The 20,654-nt window shown below is 63.7% G+C and carries 12 protein-coding genes; 11 read left to right on the top strand and 1 reads right to left on the bottom strand.

Annotation, left to right across the window (positions count from 1 at the left end):
• Window positions 1-36: 36 nt before the first annotated feature.
• Complete coding sequence (locus tag AC56LK_RS00310; protein WP_497182592.1) at window positions 37-306, bottom strand: hypothetical protein; 270 nt, start codon at window positions 304-306, stop codon at window positions 37-39.
• A 151-nt stretch (window positions 307-457) separates the two neighbouring features.
• Between AC56LK_RS00310 and AC56LK_RS00305 the strand changes: the two genes are divergently transcribed.
• The 11 genes from AC56LK_RS00305 (at window position 458) to AC56LK_RS00255 (ending at window position 20,652) form a co-directional block, all read left to right on the top strand.
• Window positions 458-2,071 (top strand): NYN domain-containing protein, encoded by a 1,614-nt coding sequence (locus tag AC56LK_RS00305; protein WP_497182591.1) that lies wholly within the window; start codon window positions 458-460, stop codon window positions 2,069-2,071.
• Window positions 2,072-2,197: 126 nt separating this feature from the next.
• A complete protein-coding gene (locus tag AC56LK_RS00300) occupies window positions 2,198-2,614 on the top strand; it encodes a hypothetical protein (protein WP_497182590.1) in 417 nt (138 codons plus the stop codon).
• A 300-nt stretch (window positions 2,615-2,914) separates the two neighbouring features.
• Window positions 2,915-5,665 carry a type VI secretion system Vgr family protein gene (locus tag AC56LK_RS00295; protein WP_497182589.1) on the top strand — a complete coding sequence of 917 codons (2,751 nt, stop codon included), beginning with the start codon at window positions 2,915-2,917 and terminating at the stop codon, window positions 5,663-5,665.
• Between the two features lie 23 nt (window positions 5,666-5,688).
• Complete coding sequence (locus AC56LK_RS00290) at window positions 5,689-7,440, top strand: esterase/lipase family protein (RefSeq protein ID WP_497182588.1); 1,752 nt, start codon at window positions 5,689-5,691, stop codon at window positions 7,438-7,440.
• 14 nt (window positions 7,441-7,454) lie between these two features.
• Window positions 7,455-8,933 carry a T6SS immunity protein Tli4 family protein gene (locus tag AC56LK_RS00285; RefSeq protein ID WP_497182587.1) on the top strand — a complete coding sequence of 493 codons (1,479 nt, stop codon included), beginning with the start codon at window positions 7,455-7,457 and terminating at the stop codon, window positions 8,931-8,933.
• 3 nt (window positions 8,934-8,936) lie between these two features.
• Window positions 8,937-9,203, top strand: a complete 267-nt coding sequence (locus AC56LK_RS00280; RefSeq protein ID WP_497182586.1) for a PAAR domain-containing protein — start codon at window positions 8,937-8,939, stop codon at window positions 9,201-9,203.
• Window positions 9,204-9,326: 123 nt separating this feature from the next.
• Window positions 9,327-10,805, top strand: a complete 1,479-nt coding sequence (locus AC56LK_RS00275) for a sodium:solute symporter (RefSeq protein ID WP_497182585.1) — start codon at window positions 9,327-9,329, stop codon at window positions 10,803-10,805.
• Window positions 10,806-10,838: 33 nt separating this feature from the next.
• Window positions 10,839-12,695: a signal peptide peptidase SppA gene (sppA, locus tag AC56LK_RS00270; RefSeq protein ID WP_497182584.1), complete on the top strand. Its 1,857-nt coding sequence runs from the start codon at window positions 10,839-10,841 to the stop codon at window positions 12,693-12,695.
• Window positions 12,696-12,948: 253 nt separating this feature from the next.
• Complete coding sequence (locus AC56LK_RS00265) at window positions 12,949-14,298, top strand: efflux RND transporter periplasmic adaptor subunit (protein WP_497182583.1); 1,350 nt, start codon at window positions 12,949-12,951, stop codon at window positions 14,296-14,298.
• Window positions 14,299-14,317: 19 nt separating this feature from the next.
• On the top strand, window positions 14,318-17,416 hold the full coding sequence (locus AC56LK_RS00260) for an efflux RND transporter permease subunit (RefSeq protein WP_497183031.1): 3,099 nt from the start codon (window positions 14,318-14,320) through the stop codon (window positions 17,414-17,416).
• Window positions 17,413-20,652 carry an efflux RND transporter permease subunit gene (locus AC56LK_RS00255; protein ID WP_497182582.1) on the top strand — a complete coding sequence of 1,080 codons (3,240 nt, stop codon included), beginning with the start codon at window positions 17,413-17,415 and terminating at the stop codon, window positions 20,650-20,652. The genes AC56LK_RS00260 and AC56LK_RS00255 overlap by 4 nt, the downstream gene beginning before the upstream one ends.
• Window positions 20,653-20,654 lie beyond the last annotated feature (2 nt).

Raw genomic sequence — 20,654 nt, 5'->3', positions numbered from 1 at the left:
GGCGCCATCGGGGCCCGTGACCGGGATCGGGTAGCGCTACACCGGCAGGGTGTCCGGCTGGCCGGGCTCGCGCACCCGGGCCAGCGAGGTCCGCAACTCCATCTCGTTGGTGCGCGCCGGGTCGTTCGGGCCCCAGGGAAAGGCCACGAACAGGCTCACGCCGACCAGGTCTTCGCGCTTGCGCGACGATGCGTTCAGGAAGGCCTCGTTCACGGCCAGGATGACGGCCTCCGGTGTCGGGGACAGCAGGTACTTGCCGATCGGCGAATTGTTGAAGACCGACTCGAAGACGGAGGGCGGAAGCATGGGTCGATACTGTCGGGCCGTTGAGAATAAGCACATAAAACCGAAATCGCCACCGTGACACAATCCCGCCAAGCGTGCGTAGGCGGCCAGGAGGCGGCGTGTTGCGTATAATCGCGGTCAGTTCGTCCTTTTATTATCTGAAAGCAATAACATGGCCTCCTCCGACAACATCAGCATGGCGGTGTTCTGCGACTTCGAAAACGTCGCGCTCGGCGTCCGCGACGCCAACTACGAAAAATTCGACATCAAGCCGGTGCTGGAGCGCCTGCTGCTCAAGGGCAGCATCGTGGTCAAGAAGGCCTATTGCGACTGGGACCGTTACAAGACCTTCAAGGCGCCGATGCATGAAGCGAACTTCGAGCTGATCGAAATCCCGCACGTGCGCCAGTCCGGCAAGAACTCGGCCGACATCCGCCTCGTGGTCGACGCCCTCGACCTGTGCTACACCAAGTCGCACGTCGACACCTTCGTCATCATCTCGGGCGACTCGGATTTCTCGCCGCTGGTGTCGAAGCTGCGCGAGAACGCCAAGCGCGTGATCGGCGTGGGCGTCAAGCAGTCGACCTCGGACCTGCTGGTGGCCAACTGCGACGAATTCATCTTCTACGACGACCTGGTGCGTGAAAAGAACCGCGCCGCCGCCAAGCGCAAGGAAGAACTCGACGCCCGCCGCGGCCAGCCTGCAGCGCGCCGCCCGAGCGACGACAAGCGCAAGGAAGAACTGGAAGCGCGCAAGGTGCAGGCCCTCGAGATGGTGGTCGAGACCTTCGATGCGCTGGTGTCCGAGCGCGGCGACACCGGCAAGATCTGGGCCTCGCTGCTGAAGGACACCCTGAAGCGCCGCCGTCCGGACTTCTCGGAGACCTATTACGGCTTCCGCACCTTCGGCAACCTGCTGGAAGAAGCGCAGACCCGCGGCCTGTTCGAATTCGGCCGCGACGAAAAATCGGGCACCTATGTGTTCCGCAGCGCGAATGCGCCGCTCGCGATGCCCGCGCCGGAGCTGGTGGCGCCGGAACCGGGCGCCACCGCGAGCGAAGAAGGCGCAGACGAAGCCGAGGTGGTGGAAGCGCGTCCGGATTCGCGCCGCCGCGGCCGTGGCGGGCGCAACAAGGGCGCCGGGCGCAGTGAGGCGGCAGCAGCCCTGTCGTTCGAAGCAGGCCCTGGCGCGCTCCCTGATGCGGTCGAGCCTGAGCTGGCGCTGCCGGAAACTGATCAGGCTCTTCCGGTCGAAAACCAGCCGGACACGCGCCGCCGCACCCGTGGCGGTCGCAACAAGGGCGCCGGTCGTGGCGATCCGGCAGCGGGGGCGCCGGACGCGGCCGCGCTTGGCATAGCAGAGCTTGACGAGCTTGCGTCGGCAACGCCGCTCGCCGAAGAAGCTGCGCCACAAGTTATCGAGGCGCCGGCGGACGCGGTGGCGGCCGAAGTGCCGGCGCCTGCCAAGGAACGACGCCGCGCGCCGCGCAAGCCCGCGGCACGCAAGGCCGCGGCAACGGACAGTACGGCAGTCGCGGAGAGTCTGCTCACGTCATCCGAACCGGCGCCGGACGCCCCGGCAGCCGGGGCCGACGCGCTCACGTCGGCCGGCAGCGACGCGGACCTTGATCATGACGACGATACCAGCAACGATGTCGATGGTAACGTCGCCGAAGTCAAGGTGGCGCGCAAGAAGCCGGGAGGCTCGCCCCGCAAGCCGGCAGCCCGCAGCACAGCGCCGCGTGGACGCCGCCCGGCCAAGCCAAAGACGCCGTCCAAGGGCTGATGCCCGGCACTGGCAGGGGCGGCGCGTGCGACGTGTGGGCGCCGCTGCTGCGATAATGGCATCGCCCGCATGCTCGGGCCTGCCGGGGCGGCCGCCGCGGCTGACGCGATGTGCGAAGGAGCTGCCATGCGTGTGCTTGCCGGACTGTTGATGCTGTCAGCCGTGAATCTCGCATGGGCCGCGCCTCCGGCCGCCCATCCCATCCTCGGCATCTGGAAACTCAGCCTGCCCGACCTCGGCTGCTCGGAAACCTACCGCTTCCGCGCCGACGGCACCACCCTGGTCACCAGCGCCGAAGAAGTGTCGGAAAGCGAATACCGCATCCCCGCCAAGCCCAGCGCCAAGGGCTTCTACCGTCTCGAAGACCGCATCGTCAAGGACAATGGCAAGAAGGACTGCGCGGGCGCCATCATGAAGCCCGGCACCACCGCCACCAACTTCATTCGCTTCCATCCGTCGGGGGCCCTGTTCCTGATGTGCGCGGACGAGACCATGAACACCTGCATCGGACCCTTCGAACGCGTGCAGGGCGAGGAAGCCTGACGCTAAGGACAGCGGCAGAGGCATCTCTGCAAACGCAGGTTCGCTGCCTCCAGGCAGATCGTTGCTGCGCTGATCTCGCTTCCGCCGAATCATCTCGACAGACGAAGAAAGTGTTCTCCCTTCCATGCAGAGAGCATGGAATGAGTCAGGGCCGCAATGGTACCGATTGTGCTCTGTGCACTACGGGACCAACGGACTCGCCCGAGCATTCGTTTATCTCAGGTCAATTACGTCTAGTAGATTGTTGCAATACTGCTTGTTGCAACAAAGACTCAGTAATACAACCTGGGAAGTGTTCATATGAACCTCAACGAGTTGGAAGGCGCGTGCGCTGGTTTGTCCGAAGGGTACCGACCGATCCGTGTACGACTGGCGCAAGCGAGGAATGTGCTTGACGACGTCTTGCTCGTCAAGCGTGTTACTGGGGATGAAACGCTATGCGGTGGGCTGGAATATCGGCTTCTATGCGTATCGACACGCGCTGATCTTCCCCTGAAAGAATTCATCGCACTGCCGGTCGAACTCCAGTTCGTGACCGACAGCGGCGATCTGCGCTCCGTATGCGGCATCGTTTCACAAGCGGCTGCCGGCCACAGCGATGGCGGTCTTGCGACCTATCAACTGGTGATGCGCGACGCGTTAGCGCTGATGGAACACCGCATCAATACCCGTATTTTCCGCAACCAGAATGAGCTGGATGTTACCGAGCTCATTTTGGACGAGTGGCGTCGGAACAACCCGGTATTGGCCAAAGCCTTTGACGTGGATTGGTCGTATGTAACCGGCACCTATCCTGCCCGGGAATTCACGATGCAGCATAACGAGTCCGATGCAGAGTTCCTGCGCCGGTTATGGAAGCGACGCGGTCTCGCCTGGTTCCTTCGGCCCGGGCAAGCCAGCGGGCCGGATAGCCAGGACATACCGGGCCATACCCTCGTCCTGTTCGATGACGTATCCAAGTTGTCGCAGAACGCCGCGGGCACCGTTCGCTATCACCGGGATGATGGCACCGAGCAAAGCGATACTGTCATCAGCTGGAGTCCGGTGCGTACACTCAAGCCAGGCAATGTGGCCCGCCAGAGCTGGGACTACATGCAAGGTCGCGCCATGACAAGTAATACGCCTTCCTGTATCGATCAAGGGACAGCGGGTAGCCAGTTCGCAGTCACGCTTGACGACTACCTGGTTGACATGCCGCACGCGGGCGACAACGGAAAGGATTATCGCAGCCTCGGTGAATTGCGCATGAAGCGCCATGAGTACGAATCCAAGTGCTTTTACGGTGAAGGCAGCGTGCGGAACCTGTGCGTTGGACAGTGGATAGGCTTGACTGGTCATCATGAGATCGATTCTCATCCCGAAAGCGAACGGGAGTTCATTGTCACGCGTCTCGAAGTGAATGCAGAAAACAATCTGCCGAAGGAAGTCGATGCCCTGGTACAGCGCCTGTTTGCACTGAGCCGATGGGATGATGCGCTGCCCGAAAACGCCTTGCAGGAAGCCAGCGACGAACGCGGCATGCGTTACACCAATCGTTTTTCTTGCGTCCGGCGTGGGATTCCAATTGTTCCCGCTTTCGATCCGCGTAGCGACTTGCCGCGCCCTCAGTTGCAAAGTGCGATCGTGGTCGGTCCTGCGGGTGAAGAAGTGCATTGTGACGAACATGGCCGGGTCAAGGTGCGCTTCCCCGGTGCCAGGGCCGAAGACCACAGCCACGCGCAAGGTGCTGGCGCGAGCGACAGCGATCGTGACTCGGCCTGGGTGCGTGTTGCCAGTACCTGGGCCAGTAATCAGTGGGGAACGCTTACGCTGCCTCGCGTGGGCGATGAGGTCATTGTCGACTTCCTGGGCGGGGATCCGGACAAGCCGATCATCGTTGCGCAGGTCTATGGAGGCACGGCCCCTCCGCCTTCGTTCAGCCATACCGGTGCGCTACCCGGAAACAGGTACCTCGCCGGCATCAAGAGCAAGGAAGTGCAGGGAACCCGCTATAACCAGCTACGGCTGGATGACACGCCGGGGCAGATCAGTGCACAGCTGTCTTCCCAGCACGGCTACAGCGAATTGAACCTTGGTTGGCTCACGCATCCCCGCAGCCAGGGCAAGGGCGAGGCGCGGGGCGAAGGTGCCGAACTACGCAGTGATCATGCTGTTGCCGTGCGAGGTGCGCAGGGTGTCCTCATCAGCGCCGCTGCGCGCCAGAAGGCAAGTGGCAAACAGCTGGACCGGGCCGAATTGACCGGTTTGGTCGAGACCTTGCAAGGCATCCAGCAGCAATTGGCCGAGCTGTCGGTGACGCACCATGCCGACAACACCGACGATAAGGAACTGGGGCAACTGCTTGGATACCTGAAGCAGTGGGAAGCTGGCAGCAATACCGGAACCGACAGCGCAGGCGAGGGCGGCCAGCCGGTCGTGGCACTGTCCGCGCCCGCGGGCGTGGTAATGGCGAGCGAGGACAATATCGCGATCGGCGCGCAAACGCACGTCGACATGGTCAGCATCGGCAATACCCAACTGTCAGTCGGCAAAAAGCTTTTGGCGCGCGCGTCGGAAAGTATCAGCCTGTTCGCGCATCGGCTTGGAATCAAGCTGATCGCGGCCAGTGGAAAGCTCGATATGCAGACCCATGCAGACGACATCGAGCTCACGTCCGCCAAGCGCATCGTGCTGACTGCCACCGACGAGATCGTGCTACAGGCACCCAAGCTGCGCATGATCACCCAAGGGGCGCAAGTGGATGGCGGCGGCGGCGCCATCACGCAGCAAAGTAGTGGCGAGCACACGATTAAATCGTCGAAATTCGCGCATGTCAAACCAGGTAGTGGCAGTCCGGCCGCCGTGACATTGCCTACCAGTGAGACGGCGCACGACCAGCAAACCGTGCTGCGCTGGATCGGGACCGACGAACCGATGAAAAACCAGCGTTATCGCATCACGACGGAGGACGGACGCACGTTCGAAGGGCGTACCGATGAGGCAGGTCTGACCGAGCGCTTTACCAGTGCCATTCCCTTCGGCAGCTACAGCATCGAGGCGCTCGACGACTGATCAAACTGGATAGAAGGACGAATATGATGACCACCGCGGAACACCCCTTGCCCGCACAACAGAATACCGGCGCCGCCCGCAGAGCCGAAGGTTTTGCGACGCCGAAGCAAGACAAGAAGCCGCAGTGCGCACGCATGCTTCCCAGGCGGGTGTTGCCGATTATTTTTCTCCCCGGGATTATGGGATCGAATCTGCGCATGAGCGCGACGCGGCAACAGGAGATGGGCCGAGGTAACAACGTCGCGTGTCGGCCAGATGTCCTCGGTCCGACGAGCATCACCGGTGCCGCCACCGAGACCCCCGCGGAGCGTCAACTGCGTCTGGATCCTTTACACACAACAGTAGATATTTACAATCCCTCCGGGCCGTCGGATGTCAGCGGTGATGAGCGACACAGCAATGTCGAACTGGACGATGGCTTCCGTTCACCATTGCTGACGGATGACCCGCCCACCACGAAGAACCGGCGTAGCGCGGTACAGAAAGCGAGGGAGCGGGGCTGGGGCGAAGTCTTCTTCAAGAGCTACGGGGAGTTGTTGCAGCATCTTGAGTCGCGTCTCAACAATACGTTCTTCGAAGGCAAGCTCCGCCAAGAGTGGCACGATGTGGTGGGTGTCGATCCGCGTGGCTGGTTGGCCGATCCCGGCTTGCCACAACAGGCATTGACCTCGGGCGATCTCAAGAAGGTTGCCACCGACTGCTGGTTTGCCGTATATGCCTTTGGCTATAACTGGCTGCAATCCAATGGTGATAGCGCCAGGATCATCGCCACCCGCATCAACAAGGTGATCGACGACCTGAACCAGTCCGGATATGAATGCAACCAGGTCATCGTTGTAACCCATTCCATGGGAGGGCTCGTAGGGCGTGCGTTGCTTCATCCTAGCTTCGGCAACCTGCAGGACAAGGTTGTCGGCATCATTCATGGCGTAATGCCAGCCATCGGTGCACCGGCGGCCTACAAGCGCATGCGGGCCGGATTCGAAGACCCAGGAATGTTCGGAAATCCGCAGGAAAGCCTTGCCGCTAAAGTGGCCGGGAATTATGGCGACGAGGTCACGGCGGTGTTGGCAAACGCACCGGGAGGACTGCAACTATTGCCGTCCGAGTCCTATGGCAATGGCTGGCTGCGGGTAACACACGACGGACGCGATCTTGAAGCATGGCCAAAGCAGAGCGACCCGTACGGTGAAATATATATGGTGCGAGGTAAGTGGTACGCATTGTTTCGAGAAGAATGGATCAATCCGTCAAATTTGCTGCCGAAAGATAACGGTGGTACGTTCAAGCGCACATGCACATATCTCGAAAAAGCCAAGCACTTCCACCGAACAATTGCAAACACCTATCACCCTAACAGTTATGCCCATTACGGCGCCGATCGCGAGCGGCAGAGCTTTGGTGAAGTTGTATGGGCAATTGATAAAAACTGTGCCGATCCAACTGGCTGGCGCGACTGGCCAATCCTTAGCGATAACCGACAGGGCAAGGTGGAACTCGTTCGTTGGGACAGCCTCAGCAACAATAAGGCACTCTTGCCGTTCACCGAAAAGGTACCACCCCCTGTACACGCCGTCATTCTTTCGCCTGCCGCGCCAGGCGATCAGACAGTACCCGCCAGGTCAGCGGATCACCAATTGCAAAGCGGTAAATTCAAAGGCGTGTTCCGTCAGATCGGTTATGAACACCAGTCGAGTTTCAAGGATCCCCGTGCGATCGCATCGACTTTATACAGCATCGTGCGCATCGCCCAAAAGGCAACATGGAAATGCTAAGAAGGATGATGCATATGAATACGCTAAAACGCCTTGTTTCCGTTATCGCCGCAATCTTCATGCTGGTTGCTTGCAATCAAGCCCCTAAGGAATGGAAGACTCCGAATATGACGATACTAACGCCACGCCTTAAGACGATGTTCGAGAAGACCAAGACCGTTTGTTTTGGTCGCTTCCTGGTCGATGTGCCTGCATCGACAACGGTAGCATGGGGAAGAGCCAGTGTTCCACTCAGTATCGGCATTTATCCTGACGGTGTCCGTGAGGTGGAAGAATTGGCGCAAAAATTCATTAATGAGCTGAAAAGTGAGAAAGCCATTTACCTAAATGATGTACCCCTGCTGCTATCGATCGAACATGTAAGCCAACCAGAAGGAAAGATAGTCACTGGTTACAGTGGTTTTGAAGCCCTCAGTGATATAAGAATCAATGGTTATTTCAGGCTGAATAATGATGGTATTGTCTTCAATACCTATTCTTTTACGGACGAGAAAAGCGAGACTGTCGCGCTCATTATGAGTATTGTTCGGCGCCTTCGACAACGCGCTGAAGACGAAATACCTGCCGAACCCGGAAATTGCGTCGAATACGCTTTCTTGCCAGATGAGAATCGAACCGAAAAAGAGCCTCGTGCCGAACTGGTTAGTATCGGTTTCCGTTTGAAGGAATTTCCGGACACGCATCTCTCGATTTCCATCAGGCCGTCGAATCCCCATAACTCGGAAAGCAACTCTTTAGAATGGCAACTTGAGCGACTCGAGAAGAACTTGAAAGCCGAGAACCCGAATCATCCGCGCCTGAAGACAAAATACTTCCGCCGGGGAAAGCGCAATATCCATGACTGGGTGAACGGCTTCGAAGGACTCTCACGTTCGCCGGAGCAAGCGAATATCCACTCGATTCACGATTTCGGCATGGACTTCAAGGGCGTGCCCTCAGACCCATTAAAACCTTATGCCGACATCCGGATGCAAACCGGGGTCGCTGACAATGCCGCCGGTGCGACCAAACCCATCCTGACCGACGAGGAGGCCATCGCTGTATGGGACAAGATCACCAGCACCATCCGCGTGCGCCCGACAGGCGCCGCAGCGGCAAAGAGCGCTGGAACCACCCCACAACCGCGTCTTCCGCTAGGGGAGCTTGCCGCAACCGGTCGTACCTGCTCGCAAACCGGCCTGTGGGAATCGGGCGAACCGTCCGCCACGGAGGGCGGCAGACGCCGCTTCGTCAAAGCCGGGGAAATCATGCCGCGTGTATCAGCGCCCGGCACACCGTCAATATGGCAAAAGCTCAAAGGAGAAAAGCCTACATACGAATTGGCGACAGTCTGGAAGCTGGTCGGCTATGACGATGTCCCGGCTCTTGTCAATGTGGTTGCACCAGTGCCATCGATCTCGCAAGTACTTCCAGAGGATGGAACTGCAAAAGACGCAGGTGGCGACTCTGGCGCTGGGTTTGGCGACGAAACCTCATCTAAAGGAAAAGGCTGAGCGATGCCCAACGTTATTCGTCTCGGTGATCCAACCTCGCATGGTGGCAAGGTAGTGAGCGTGGGCGCAGGCCATTTTACGGTCGATGGTAAAGCGGTTGCTCGTGTCGGCGATGTGTGCAGTTGTCCCATCAAAGGACATGACAATTGCAAGATTGCTGAAGGAGACCCACGTCACACTATCGATGATATCGCAGTCGCCTACGAAGGGCATAAAACAACGTGTGGTGCCACCTTGATTGCTACTACGGATACGTTTTGCGAACAATAATCCGGTTGCCAGAGAGCTCGACGGGGCATAACCGGCGGGCATGGGCGGACCAGTTTGCTGCATTCCTTGTCGCAACGCTTAGGTGTATATTGCTGGGCGAAACGACAACCGCACTGGAATTCCATGTCCCCGGCACTACTCTTCGCTATCCTCATCGGCTATTTCCTCCTCTTGCTCGGCGTCGCCTGGGTCACCTCCCGCAACGCCGACAACGACAGCTTCTTCATCGGTAACAAGAGCAGCAACTGGATGCTGGTCGCCTTCGGCATGGTCGGCACCACGCTGTCCGGCGCGACCTTCATCAGCGTGCCCGGCGCGGTCGGGGCCGACGCCTTTGGCTATGCCCAGATCCTGATCGGCTACGTGTTCGGCTACATCGCCGTGGCCTATATCCTGCTGCCGCTGTACTACCGGCTGCAGCTGACCTCGATCTACCACTACCTCGACGTACGCCTCGGACGCCGTTCCTACCAGAGCGGGGCGGGCTTCTTCATCATCTCGCGCCTGCTCGGCGCCACCGCGCGGCTCTACCTGGTGGTCAACATCCTGCAGGCGATCATCCTCGACAGCCTGGGCGTGCCGTTCTGGATGACGACCCTGGTCATCCTCGGCATGATCCTGATGTATACCTACCAGGGCGGCGTCAAGACCATCGTCTGGACCGATACCCTGCAGACCACCTGCATGCTGTTTGGCCTGTTCGCCTGCGTCTGGTTCCTGCTGGGCGAACTCGGCATGTCGATCCCGGATAGCCTGGACGCGATGCAGTCGCAAGGCCTGTCGCGCATCTTCACCACCGACTTCGACAGCCCCAACTTCTTCCTCAAGCAGATCGTGGCCGGCGCCTTCATCGTGCTGACCATGACCGGCATGGACCAGGAGATGATGCAGAAGACCATTTCCGTCAAGACGCTCAAGGATTCGCAGAAGAACCTGCTGACCCTGACCGCCGTGCTGGTGGTTGTGTTGATGAGCTTCCTATTCCTGGGCGGCCTGCTTTACCTGTATGCACCGGTTGCCGGCGTGACCGCCACCGGCGACAAGATCTTCCCGGCCGTGGTCATGGGCCACCTGCCCGCCACGGTGCAGATCATCTTCCTGATCGCCCTGATCTCGGCGCTGTTCCCGAGCGCGGACGGCGCCATCACCGCGCTGACCTCCTCGTTCTGCATCGACATCCTCGGCATCAAGCGCCGCACCGACCTGACGGAAGCAGCCAAGGAGCGCCTGCGCCGCCGCGTGCACCTGGGCTTCGCCGGGCTGTTCCTGTTCCTGGTGATGGGCTTCAAGCTGGCCGACAACCCGAGCATGATCGTGGTCATCCTCAAGCTGGCGGCCTATACCTACGGTCCGCTGCTGGGCCTGTTCGCCTTCGGCATGCTGACCCGCCGCAGCCTGACCGACCACCTGGTGCCGTACGTTACGATCGGCGCACCGATTCTTTGCGCTCTCCTTGAGTACAATCAGGAACACCTGCTCGGTTCCTACCGCCTTGGGCTGGAATTGCTTATGGTAAATGGCATACTCGTATTTGCCGGCCTGTTCGCGATCTCCCACAAGGAAAAGGCCGGGACGGCCGCGCTCACCGCATCAGCGGGATGAGCGCCCACCATATTGATTGAAGACGGAGTTTCGATGGCTTTCAAACCCCTGAGCGCGCTGCGCCGCGGATTCGGCATGCTGTGGCGTGCGGTCGACGTGTCGCGCCGCACTTTCATGAACCTGCTGTTCCTGCTGTTCGTGATCTTCGTCGTCATGATCATGACCTCGGGCGGGGTCAAGCCGATCGGCGAAAAGACCGCGCTGGTGCTGGAGCTGAAGGGCGACCTGGTCGAGCAGTACCAATCGAACTTCCAGGACACTGTGCTCGATTCCCTCGGCGGCGACAGCAAGCGCAGCGTGCGCCTGCGCGACCTGCTGACCGTGCTGGATGCGGCGGCCAAGGACAAGAACATCGGCACCGTGGTGCTGCTGCTGGACCAGATGGACGGCGGCGGCCTGGCCCAGCTGCGCGAGATCGGCGCCGCGATCGGGCGCGTCAAGGCCGCCGGCAAGAAGGTGGTGGCCTGGGGCGGCATGTATGACCAGAAGCGCTACCTGGTGGCCTCGCACGCCGATGAAGTCTATGTGCACCCGATGGGCATGGTGCTGATCGAAGGTTTCGGTGCGCGCCGCAACTACTACCGCGACGCCCTCGACAAGCTGGGCGTGACCGTCAACCTGATCAAGGTCGGCACTTACAAGAGCTTCGCCGAGCCGTATATCGCCAACGGCCCCTCGGAAGCAGCCCAGGAGGCCGACAGCTTCCTGTACAACGCCCTGTGGCAGGACTACACGGCGCAGGTCGAGAAGAACCGCAAGCTCCCGGGCGGCACCATCGCCAAATGGATCGAGACGTTGCCGCAGCAGATGGAAGCGGCGGGGGGCAGCGCGGCCAAGGTCGCGCAGGAGGCGAAGCTGGTCGATGGCATCAGGACCCAGGACGAGCTGCGCGCCATGCTGGTCAAGCGCGGCGTCTACGAAGAACGCATCAAGTCCTTCCGCCAGGTCGGCTTCCACGATTACCTGGGGCGGAACGAGCCCAGGGCCTTCGGCGACGCGGTCGGCGTGATCGTCGCTTCCGGCAACATCACCGAAGGCAGCAGCGGCCCCGGCGTGGTCGGCGGCATCACCACCGCCAACCTGATCCGCCAGGCGCGCCAGGACGAGCAGGTCAAGGCAATCGTGCTGCGCGTCGACTCGCCCGGCGGCAGCGCCTATGGTTCGGAACTGATCCGGCGCGAGCTGGAACTGACGCGCGCGGCCGGCAAGCCGGTGGTCGTGTCGATGGGCAGTGTCGCGGCGTCGGGCGGCTACTGGATCTCGATGGCGGCCGACGAAGTGATCGCCGACCCGGCCACCATCACCGGTTCGATCGGCGTGTTCACCATCCTGCCGACCGCCGAGAAGGTGAGCGACAAGCTGGGCATCCATACCGCCGGCGTGACCACTACCTGGCTGGCCGACGCCTACAACCCGCTGCGCCCGATCGACCCGCGCTTCTCCCAGCTGATCCAGAGCAGCATCAACCACGTGTACAGCGAGTTCACCGCCAAGGCCGCCGCGGCGCGCAAGACCACCGCCGCGAAGATCGACGAAGTGGGGCAGGGCCGCGTCTGGACCGGCGCCCAGGCCAAGGAACGCGGCCTGGTCGACCGCCTGGGCGGCTACCGCGATGCCCTGGCCTCTGCTGCCAGGCGCGCCAAGCTGGGCGAGGACTACCGCGTGGCCTATGTCGAGCGCCCGGTCAGCCGCATCGAGCGCTTCCTGAACATGATGGGCGCTTCGACCGCCCAGGCCGTCAACATCCAGGTCAGGCTTGGCCTGATGGAAGCCGCGCTTCCCGCTGGTCCGGTGGCCCGGGTAGCGCAGGACATGGCTTGGCTGAAGGACGTGGCGGATGGGCGCAAGCCGTTTGCCGCCGTCACGCACTGCCTGTGCGGCACGCCATGAAGAGATTTGTAGCCATTTTGTAACTGCTCGCCAGGTCAAAACGACGGGTGCGGAAGCGATTCCGCACCCGTTTTCCGTTTACGGGGCGGATTTCTCCGTCAACGGTGTAAATCGGCGTTAAGACCGTCCCGGCCATGTAACAAGGTGGGGTGCGCAATGTACGTTACGAAACATAACGTCGCGCCAGGGGGTGCTAAGCTTTTCGGCATATCGTTAGCTGAACAACACCCTGGCCACAACAACAAGGTTGAGCATGGATTCGAACGCGTCCCAGAAACCCGCCCTCACGAGCCCTCCGCCACCATCCCCCGAGGCGCGGCGCCGCAAGCGCCGGATCGGCGCCCTCATCGCGGTGCTCGCGATGATCGGCCTGGCCGCGCTGGCCTGGTACCTGACCCATCGGCCGGCGGGCGGCGCAGCAGGCGGGCCGCCGGGCGCGGCGGGCGCGCGCGGCCAGGGCGGCGCCGGTGCCGGCGGGCCCGGCGGAGGCGGAGGTGGACGTGGTGGACGCGGCGGACCGGCGACCACGGTCGGCGTCGCGACTGCCGAGCAGGCCGACATTCCGGTCAACATCGATGCCCTCGGCACCGTGGTGCCCGCCGCCACGGCCACCGTGCGGCCGCAGGTGTCGGGCGTGGTCCAGAAGATCCTGTTCACCGAAGGCCAGCAGGTCAAGCAGGGACAGGTGCTGGCGACTATCGATCCGCGCCCCTTCGAGATGGCGCTGCTGCAGGCGCGCGGCCAGCGCCAGCGCGACGAGGCCCAGCTGGAGAGTGCGCGCCTGACCTTGTCGCGCTACCGCACCCTGCTGGAACAGGATTCGATCGCGCGCCAGGAAGTCGACACCCAGGCGGCGCTGGTCAAGCAGCTCGAAGGCACGGTCATGACCGACCGGGCGTCCGAGGGCGTGGCCCAGCTCAATGTCGGCTATACCCGGGTGAAGGCGCCGATCGCCGGCCGGGTGGGGCTGCGCACGGTGGACATCGGTAACCTGGTCGGCAGCGGCGATGCCAACGGCGTCGCCGTGATCACCCAGCTGTCGCCGATCGACGTCGAATTCACCCTGCCGCAAGACCAGGTGCCGGCGCTGCAGGGGCGCATCGCGCAAGGGGCCAAGCTTCCCGCCACCGCGCTCGACCGCACCCGCACCGACACGCTGGCCACGGGCAGCTTCATCGCGCTCGACAACCAGGTCGACGTCCAGACCGGCACGGTGCGCGCCAAGGCGCGCTTCGCCAACACGGACAACAAGCTGTTCCCGAGCCAGTTCGTCAACCTGCGCCTGGTGCTGAACACCATCGAGGATGCCGTGGTGGTGCCGGTGACGGCGTTGCGCCATGGCGCCAACGGCGACTTCGTGTATGTGCTGAATGCGCGGGAGAAGACGGTGTCGCAGCGCGCGGTGACGCGCGGGCAGGCGAACGTGGACAAGGTGCAGATCACTTCGGGCCTGAAGGTGGGCGAGCAGGTGATCACGGAAGGTGCGGACCGGCTGCGCGATGGCGCCAAGGTGACCTTGCCGGGTGACCGGCCGCAAGGGGCGCGTGGCGCCGGTGCGGGGCAGGGCGAGGGCCGCCGTCAGCGTCAGGGAGCGCAACAATGATGTGCATCGGGAGAGCATGTTGAGCCCATCCGCCCCATTCATCCGCCGCCCGGTCGCCACCGCGCTGCTGATGCTGGCGATCGTGCTGGCCGGCCTGGTCGGCTACCGCTTCCTGCCGCTGTCGGCGCTGCCCCAGGTGGACTTCCCGACCATCCAGGTGCAGACCCTGTACCCGGGCGCCAGCCCGGAAGTCATGGCGCGTACCGTCACCGCGCCGCTGGAGCGCCAGTTCGGCCAGATGTCGGGCTTGAGCCGCATGAGTTCCACCAGCGCGGCCGGGGTCTCGGTGATCACGCTGCAGTTCGGCCTCGGCCAGACCCTCGACGTCGCCGAGCAGGAAGTGCAGGCGGCGATCAATGCGGGCGGCTCGCTGCTTCCGAGCGACCTGCCGGCGCCGCCGGTCTATGCCAAGGTCAACCCGGCCGACGCGCCGGTGCTGACCCTGGCCATCACCTCCGACTCGCTGCCGCTCACCGAAGTCCAGAACCTGGTCAACACGCGCCTGGCCCTGAAGATCAGCCAGGTCTCGGGCGTGGGCCTGGTGACCCTGTCCGGCGGCCAGCGCCCGGCGGTGCGCATCCAGGCCGACACCGAGGCGCTGGCCTCCTACGGCCTGGGCCTGGACAGCCTGCGCAGCGCCATCACGGCGGCCAACGCCAACAGCGCCAAGGGCAATTTCGACGGCCCGACCCGCTCCTATGCGATCAATGCCAACGACCAGCTGCTGGCGGTCGAGGACTACAAGAACCTGATCGTCGCGTATCGCAATGGCGCCCCGGTGCGCCTGCAGAACGTCGCGCGTGTGGTCGACAGCGCCGAGAACGTGCGCATCGGCGCCTGGGCCAACCTGAAGCCGGCCATCATCCTGAATGTGCAGCGCCAGCCGGGCGCCAACGTGATCGCCACCGTGGACGGCATCATGGAGCGCCTGCCCGAGCTGCAGACCGGGTTGCCGGCCTCGGTGCGCATGGACGTGCTGAGCGACCGCACCGCCGGCATCCGCGCCTCGGTCCACCACGTGCAGATGGAACTGCTGCTGGCCGTGGTGCTGGTGGTGCTGGTGATCTTCGCCTTCCTGCACAGCCTGCGCGCCACCGTGATCGCGAGCCTGGCGGTGCCGATCTCGCTGGTCGGGACCTTCGGCATCATGTACCTGATGGGCTACAGCCTGAACAACCTGTCGCTGATGGCGCTGACGATCGCCACCGGCTTCGTGGTCGACGATGCGATCGTCATGATCGAGAACATCGCGCGCTACATTGAAGAGGGCGAGAAGCCGATGGCGGCCGCGCTCAAGGGCGCGAGCCAGATCGGCTTCACCATCATTTCGCTGACCGTGTCCCTGATCGCCGTCCTGATTCCGCTGCTGTTCATGGGCGACGTGGTCGGGCGCCTGTTCCGCGAATTCGCGGTCACGCTGGCGGTGACGATCCTGATCTCGATGGTGGTGTCGCTGACCCTGGTGCCGATGATGTCGGCGCGCTGGCTCAAGAGCCACGAAGACGAGCATCCGGGCCGCTTCGCCTCGAGGTCCCAGGCCTTTTTCGAGCGCGTGATCCAGCGCTACGACGTGGCGCTGGGCTGGGTACTGGCGCGCCAGGGCCTGACCCTGCTGGTGGCGCTTGCCACCCTGGTGCTGACCGCGCTGTTGTGGGTCGTCATCCCGAAAGGCCTGTTCCCGACCCAGGACACCGGCCAGCTGCAGGCACGCCTGCAGGCGCGCCAGTCGATTTCCTATGCCGAAATGGCCAGGCTGCAGCAGCTTGCCGCCGCCGAAGTGCTGAAGGACCCGGCGGTGGCCTCGCTCAGCTCCTACGTGGGCGTAGATGCGGCCAACAACACCATGCTCAATGCCGGCACCATGCTGATCAACCTGAAGCGTGAAGACCGCGAGGACCAGGATGAGGTCATGGCGCGCCTGCGCAGCCGCGTCGCCGGCGTGGCCGGCGTCACCATGTACCTGCAGCCGACCCAGGACCTGACCATCGATGCCGAGAGCGGCCCGACCCAGTACCGCCTGTCGATCGAGAGCGCCGACAGTGCCACCGTGAACGAATGGGCGCGCAAGCTGGTGGCCCGGATGGCGACCATGAAGGAATTGCGCAACGCGACCACCGATGCCGGCGCCGCCGGCGCCGCCGCCTACATCGACATCGACCGCGACACCGCCTCGCGCCTGTCGATCACGGCCGCGTCGATCGACGATGCGCTCTACAGCGCCTACGGCCAGCGCATCGTCTCGACCATCTTCACCGAGACCAATCAGTACCGCGTGATCCTCGAAGCCCAGCAGGACGAGACGATGTCCCTGGCAAGCTTGAGCCGCCTGCAGCTGCGCACCGGTTCCGGCCAGCCGACGCCGCTGTCGGCGGTGGCGACCATCCGCGAGGCCGAGGCGCCGCTGCAGATCACCCACGTGGCCCAGTACCCGGCGGCGACGGTCGGCTTCGACACCGCCCCCGGCGTCTCGCTCGGCACGGCGGTGGATGCGATCCGCGCGGCGGCTGAGGAGATCAGGATGCCGAACGCGGTGAGCATGACCTTCCTCGGGGCCTCGGGCGCCTACCAGGCTTCGCTGTCGAGCCAGCTGTGGCTGATCCTGGCCGCCGTGGTCTGCGTCTACATCGTGCTGGGCGTGCTGTACGAGAGCTACGTGCATCCACTGACCATCCTGTCGACGCTGCCCTCGGCCGGCGTCGGTGCGCTGCTGGCGCTGTGGGTTACCGGGCAGGGCTTGGGGGTAATCGGGATCATCGGCATCATCCTGCTGATCGGCATCGTCAAGAAGAACGCGATCATGATGATCGACTTCGCCATCGAGGCCGAGCGCGACGAGGGCAAGGCCCCGCTCGACGCGATCCGCCAGGCCTCGCTGCTGCGCTTCCGCCCGATCCTGATGACCACGCTGGCCGCGCTGTTCGCCGCCGTCCCGCTGATGCTGGGCTGGGGCGAGGGCGCCGAGCTGCGCCGCCCGCTGGGCCTGGCCATCTTCGGCGGCCTGATCGTCAGCCAGCTGCTGACCCTGTTCACCACGCCGGTGATCTACCTGGCCTTCGACCGCCTGGCGCGCCGGCGGAGCGGTAAGGCGTCGAACAAGCCGAAAGAGGTCGGCGCATGAATCTGTCGCGGCCCTTCGTCGAGCGTCCGATCGCGACCGTCCTGCTGACGATCGGGCTGGCGCTGGCCGGCATCGCCGCCTTCTTCGTGTTGCCGGTGTCGCCGCTGCCGCAGGTCGATTACCCGACCATCTCGGTGTCGGCCTCGCTGCCCGGCGCCAGCCCGGAGACCATGGCCTCGAGCGTGGCCACGCCCCTGGAGCGGCGCCTGGGCGTGATCGCCGGCGTCAACGAGATGACCTCGAACAGCGGCAACGGCTCGACCCGGATCAGCCTGCAGTTCGACCTGAACCGCAAGATCGACTCGGCCGCGCGCGAGGTGCAGGCCGCGATCAACGCCGCGCGCGCCGACCTGCCGGCCACCTTGCGCAGCAATCCGACCTACCGCAAGGCCAATCCCTCGGATGCGCCGGTGATCATCCTGGCGCTCACCTCGAAGACCCGTTCACCGGGCCAGATCTACGAGTCCGTCGCGAACCTGGTGCAACAGCGCCTGGCGCAGGTGAAGGGCGTGGGCGAGGTCGAGATCGGCGGCGGTTCGCTGCCGGCGGTGCGGGTCGAGCTGCTGCCGTATGCGCTGAACAAGGTCGGTTTATCCAGCGAAGACGTGCGCGCGGCGATCCAGGCCACCAATGCCAACCGCCCGAAAGGGGCGATCGAAGGAGGCGGCAACCGCTTCCAGATCTATTCGCAGCCGGCCGGGGACAAGGGCGGCGAGGGTAGACCATCCGCCGCCGAGTACCGCGACCTGGTCGTGGCCTGGCGCGACGGCGCCGCGGTGCGCCTGCGCGACGTGGCCGAGGTTATCGACGGCGTCGAGAACGTGAATACGCTCGGCCTGTTCAACGGCCAGCCGGCGGTGATCGTACTGGTCACGCGCCAGCCCGACGCCAACGTCATCGAGACCGTCGACGGCGTGCGCGCGCTGCTGCCGACGCTGCAGGCCCAGTTGCCGGGCGACGTCACCCTGCAGGTGGCGTCGGACCGCACCAATTCGATCCGCTCCTCGCTGCACGAGATCGAATTCACCCTGGTGCTTTCTATCCTCCTTGTGGTGCTGGTGGTCAGCGTGTTCCTGCGCAGCGTGCGCGCCACCATCATCCCGGCGGTGGCCACCGTCGTTTCGCTGCTGGGCACCTTCGGCGTCATGTATTTGCTGGGCTTCAGCCTGAACAACCTGTCGCTGATGGCGCTCACGGTCGCCACCGGCTTCGTGGTCGACGACGCCATCGTCGTGCTCGAGAACACGGCGCGCCACCTCGAGACCGGCATGGACCGCATGAAGGCGGCGCTGCTCGGCGCGCGCGAGGTCGGCTTCACGGTGCTGTCGATTTCGCTGTCGCTGGTGGCGGTGTTCATCCCGCTGCTGTTCATGGGCGGGCAGGTCGGCAGGCTGTTCCGCGAATTCGCCGTCACCCTGTCGGTGGCGGTGCTGATCTCGCTGGTGATCTCGCTGACCACCACGCCGATGATGTGCGCCTGGCTGCTGCGCAAGGAGAACAAGGACAAGGATGGGGAAAAGCGGCCCGGGCGCCTGGCGCGCTGGTCCGAGCGGGGCTTCGGCAAGGTGTTGCGCGGCTACGAGCATTCGCTCGACTGGGCGCTCGACAGCAAGCTGCTGGTGATGATCATCCTCGCTTTCGTGGTCGTCCTGAACGTCTACCTGTTCGCGGCGGCCCCGAAGGGCTTCTTCCCGCGCCAGGACACCGGCCAGCTGAACGGCGGCATCCGCGCCGACCAGAGCATCTCCTTCCAGGCCATGCAGGGCAAGCTGCGCCAGCTGGTGGGCATCATCAAGCGCGACCCGGCCGTCGATACCGTGGTGGCCTTCACCGGGGGCGGACGGGCCGGCGGCGGCTTCATGTTCCTCAACCTGAAACCGGTCGACGAACGCGCCGAAGGCGACACCGGCGAGGCAGTGATCGCGCGCTTGCGTCCGCAGCTGGCGCGCGTGACCGGCGTGTCGATCTTCCTGAACCCGGTGCAGGACCTGCGCATGGGTGGACGCTCCAGCAACTCGACCTACCAGTACACCCTCAAGAGCGACAATGCGGCCGACCTGAAGCAGTGGGCCACGCGCCTGGCCGAGTCGATGAAGCGCCAGCCTGCACTGGTGGACGTCGATACCGACCAGGCCGATAACGGCGTCGAGACCTTCGTCACGGTCGACAAGGACACGGCGGCGCGCCTGGGCATCAGCACGCGCGACGTCAATAATGCGCTGTACAACAACTTCGGCCAGCGCCAGGTGGCGAATATCTACGATGAGCTGAACCAGTATCGCGTGATCATGGGCGTGGCCCAGCGCTATGCGCAGTCGCCGGAAGCCCTGCGCGACGTGTACGTGCCGGCACGCGGCACTGGAACCGCCACGGCGGCGGCCTCCGCACCGTCGAACCCGACCGCCGCGCGCGACCCGTCCAGCGGATCGGCCCTGTCGTCCGGCGCCACCACCATGGTGCCGCTGATGGCCGTCGCCAGCTTCGCCGAAAGCTCGACCCCGACCTCGGTCAACCACCAGGATGGCGAACTGGCGACCACGGTCTCATTCAACCTGGCCGAGGGCTTCAACCTCGAGGACGGCCAGGCCGCCGTGAAGCAGGCCGAAGCCGACATCGGCATGCCGACCAATGTGCGCGGCAGCTTCCAGGGCACGGCGCGCGCCGCCCAGGAGTCGAGCAAGGAGCAGCCGATGCTGATCCTGGCCGCCATTGTCGTCATCTACATCGTGCTCGGCATCCTCTACGAAAGCCTGGTGCACCCGGTGACAGTGCTGTCCACGCTGCCCTCGGCCGGCGTCGGCGCCGTGCTGGCCCTGCTGTTGTTCAATATGGAGTTCTCGATCATTGCGCTGATCGGGGTCTTCCTCCTGATCGGCATCGTGAAGAAGAACGCGATCCTGATCATCGACTTCGCGCTCGAGGCCGAGCGCGCGCGTGGGCTCACCGCGACGCAGGCGGTGCGCGAAGCCTGCATCCTGCGCTTCCGCCCGATCCTGATGACGACCCTGGCCGCCGCCCTGGGCGCGCTGCCGCTGGCGATCGGCTTCGGCGAAGGCTCGGAGCTGCGCCGCCCGCTCGGCATCGCCATCATCGGCGGCCTGGTCGCCAGCCAGCTCCTGACCCTGCTCACGACGCCGGTGGTCTACGTCCTGCTCGACAAGCTGCGCACCAGGAAGGCGGACGAGCACGAGCTGACCCGCCACTTCGACGCCGACGAACCGGCCCCTGCAAAATAGTG

The organism is Telluria sp. ZB4P36, from assembly GCF_059685865.1.
This window is presented reverse-complemented; position numbering and strand designations above follow the sequence as displayed.

Bases quoted from the DNA above. Each gene is read 5' to 3' on its own strand.
- AC56LK_RS00310 (WP_497182592.1), bottom strand. From the start codon at position 306: ATGCTTCCGCCCTCCGTCTTCGAGTCGGTCTTCAACAATTCGCCGATC.
- AC56LK_RS00305 (WP_497182591.1), top strand. From the start codon at position 458: ATGGCCTCCTCCGACAACATCAGCATGGCGGTGTTCTGCGACTTCGAA.
- AC56LK_RS00300 (WP_497182590.1), top strand. From the start codon at position 2,198: ATGCGTGTGCTTGCCGGACTGTTGATGCTGTCAGCCGTGAATCTCGCA.
- AC56LK_RS00295 (WP_497182589.1), top strand. From the start codon at position 2,915: ATGAACCTCAACGAGTTGGAAGGCGCGTGCGCTGGTTTGTCCGAAGGG.
- AC56LK_RS00290 (WP_497182588.1), top strand. From the start codon at position 5,689: ATGATGACCACCGCGGAACACCCCTTGCCCGCACAACAGAATACCGGC.
- AC56LK_RS00285 (WP_497182587.1), top strand. From the start codon at position 7,455: ATGAATACGCTAAAACGCCTTGTTTCCGTTATCGCCGCAATCTTCATG.
- AC56LK_RS00280 (WP_497182586.1), top strand. From the start codon at position 8,937: ATGCCCAACGTTATTCGTCTCGGTGATCCAACCTCGCATGGTGGCAAG.
- AC56LK_RS00275 (WP_497182585.1), top strand. From the start codon at position 9,327: ATGTCCCCGGCACTACTCTTCGCTATCCTCATCGGCTATTTCCTCCTC.
- sppA (WP_497182584.1), top strand. From the start codon at position 10,839: ATGGCTTTCAAACCCCTGAGCGCGCTGCGCCGCGGATTCGGCATGCTG.
- AC56LK_RS00265 (WP_497182583.1), top strand. From the start codon at position 12,949: ATGGATTCGAACGCGTCCCAGAAACCCGCCCTCACGAGCCCTCCGCCA.
- AC56LK_RS00255 (WP_497182582.1), top strand. From the start codon at position 17,413: ATGAATCTGTCGCGGCCCTTCGTCGAGCGTCCGATCGCGACCGTCCTG.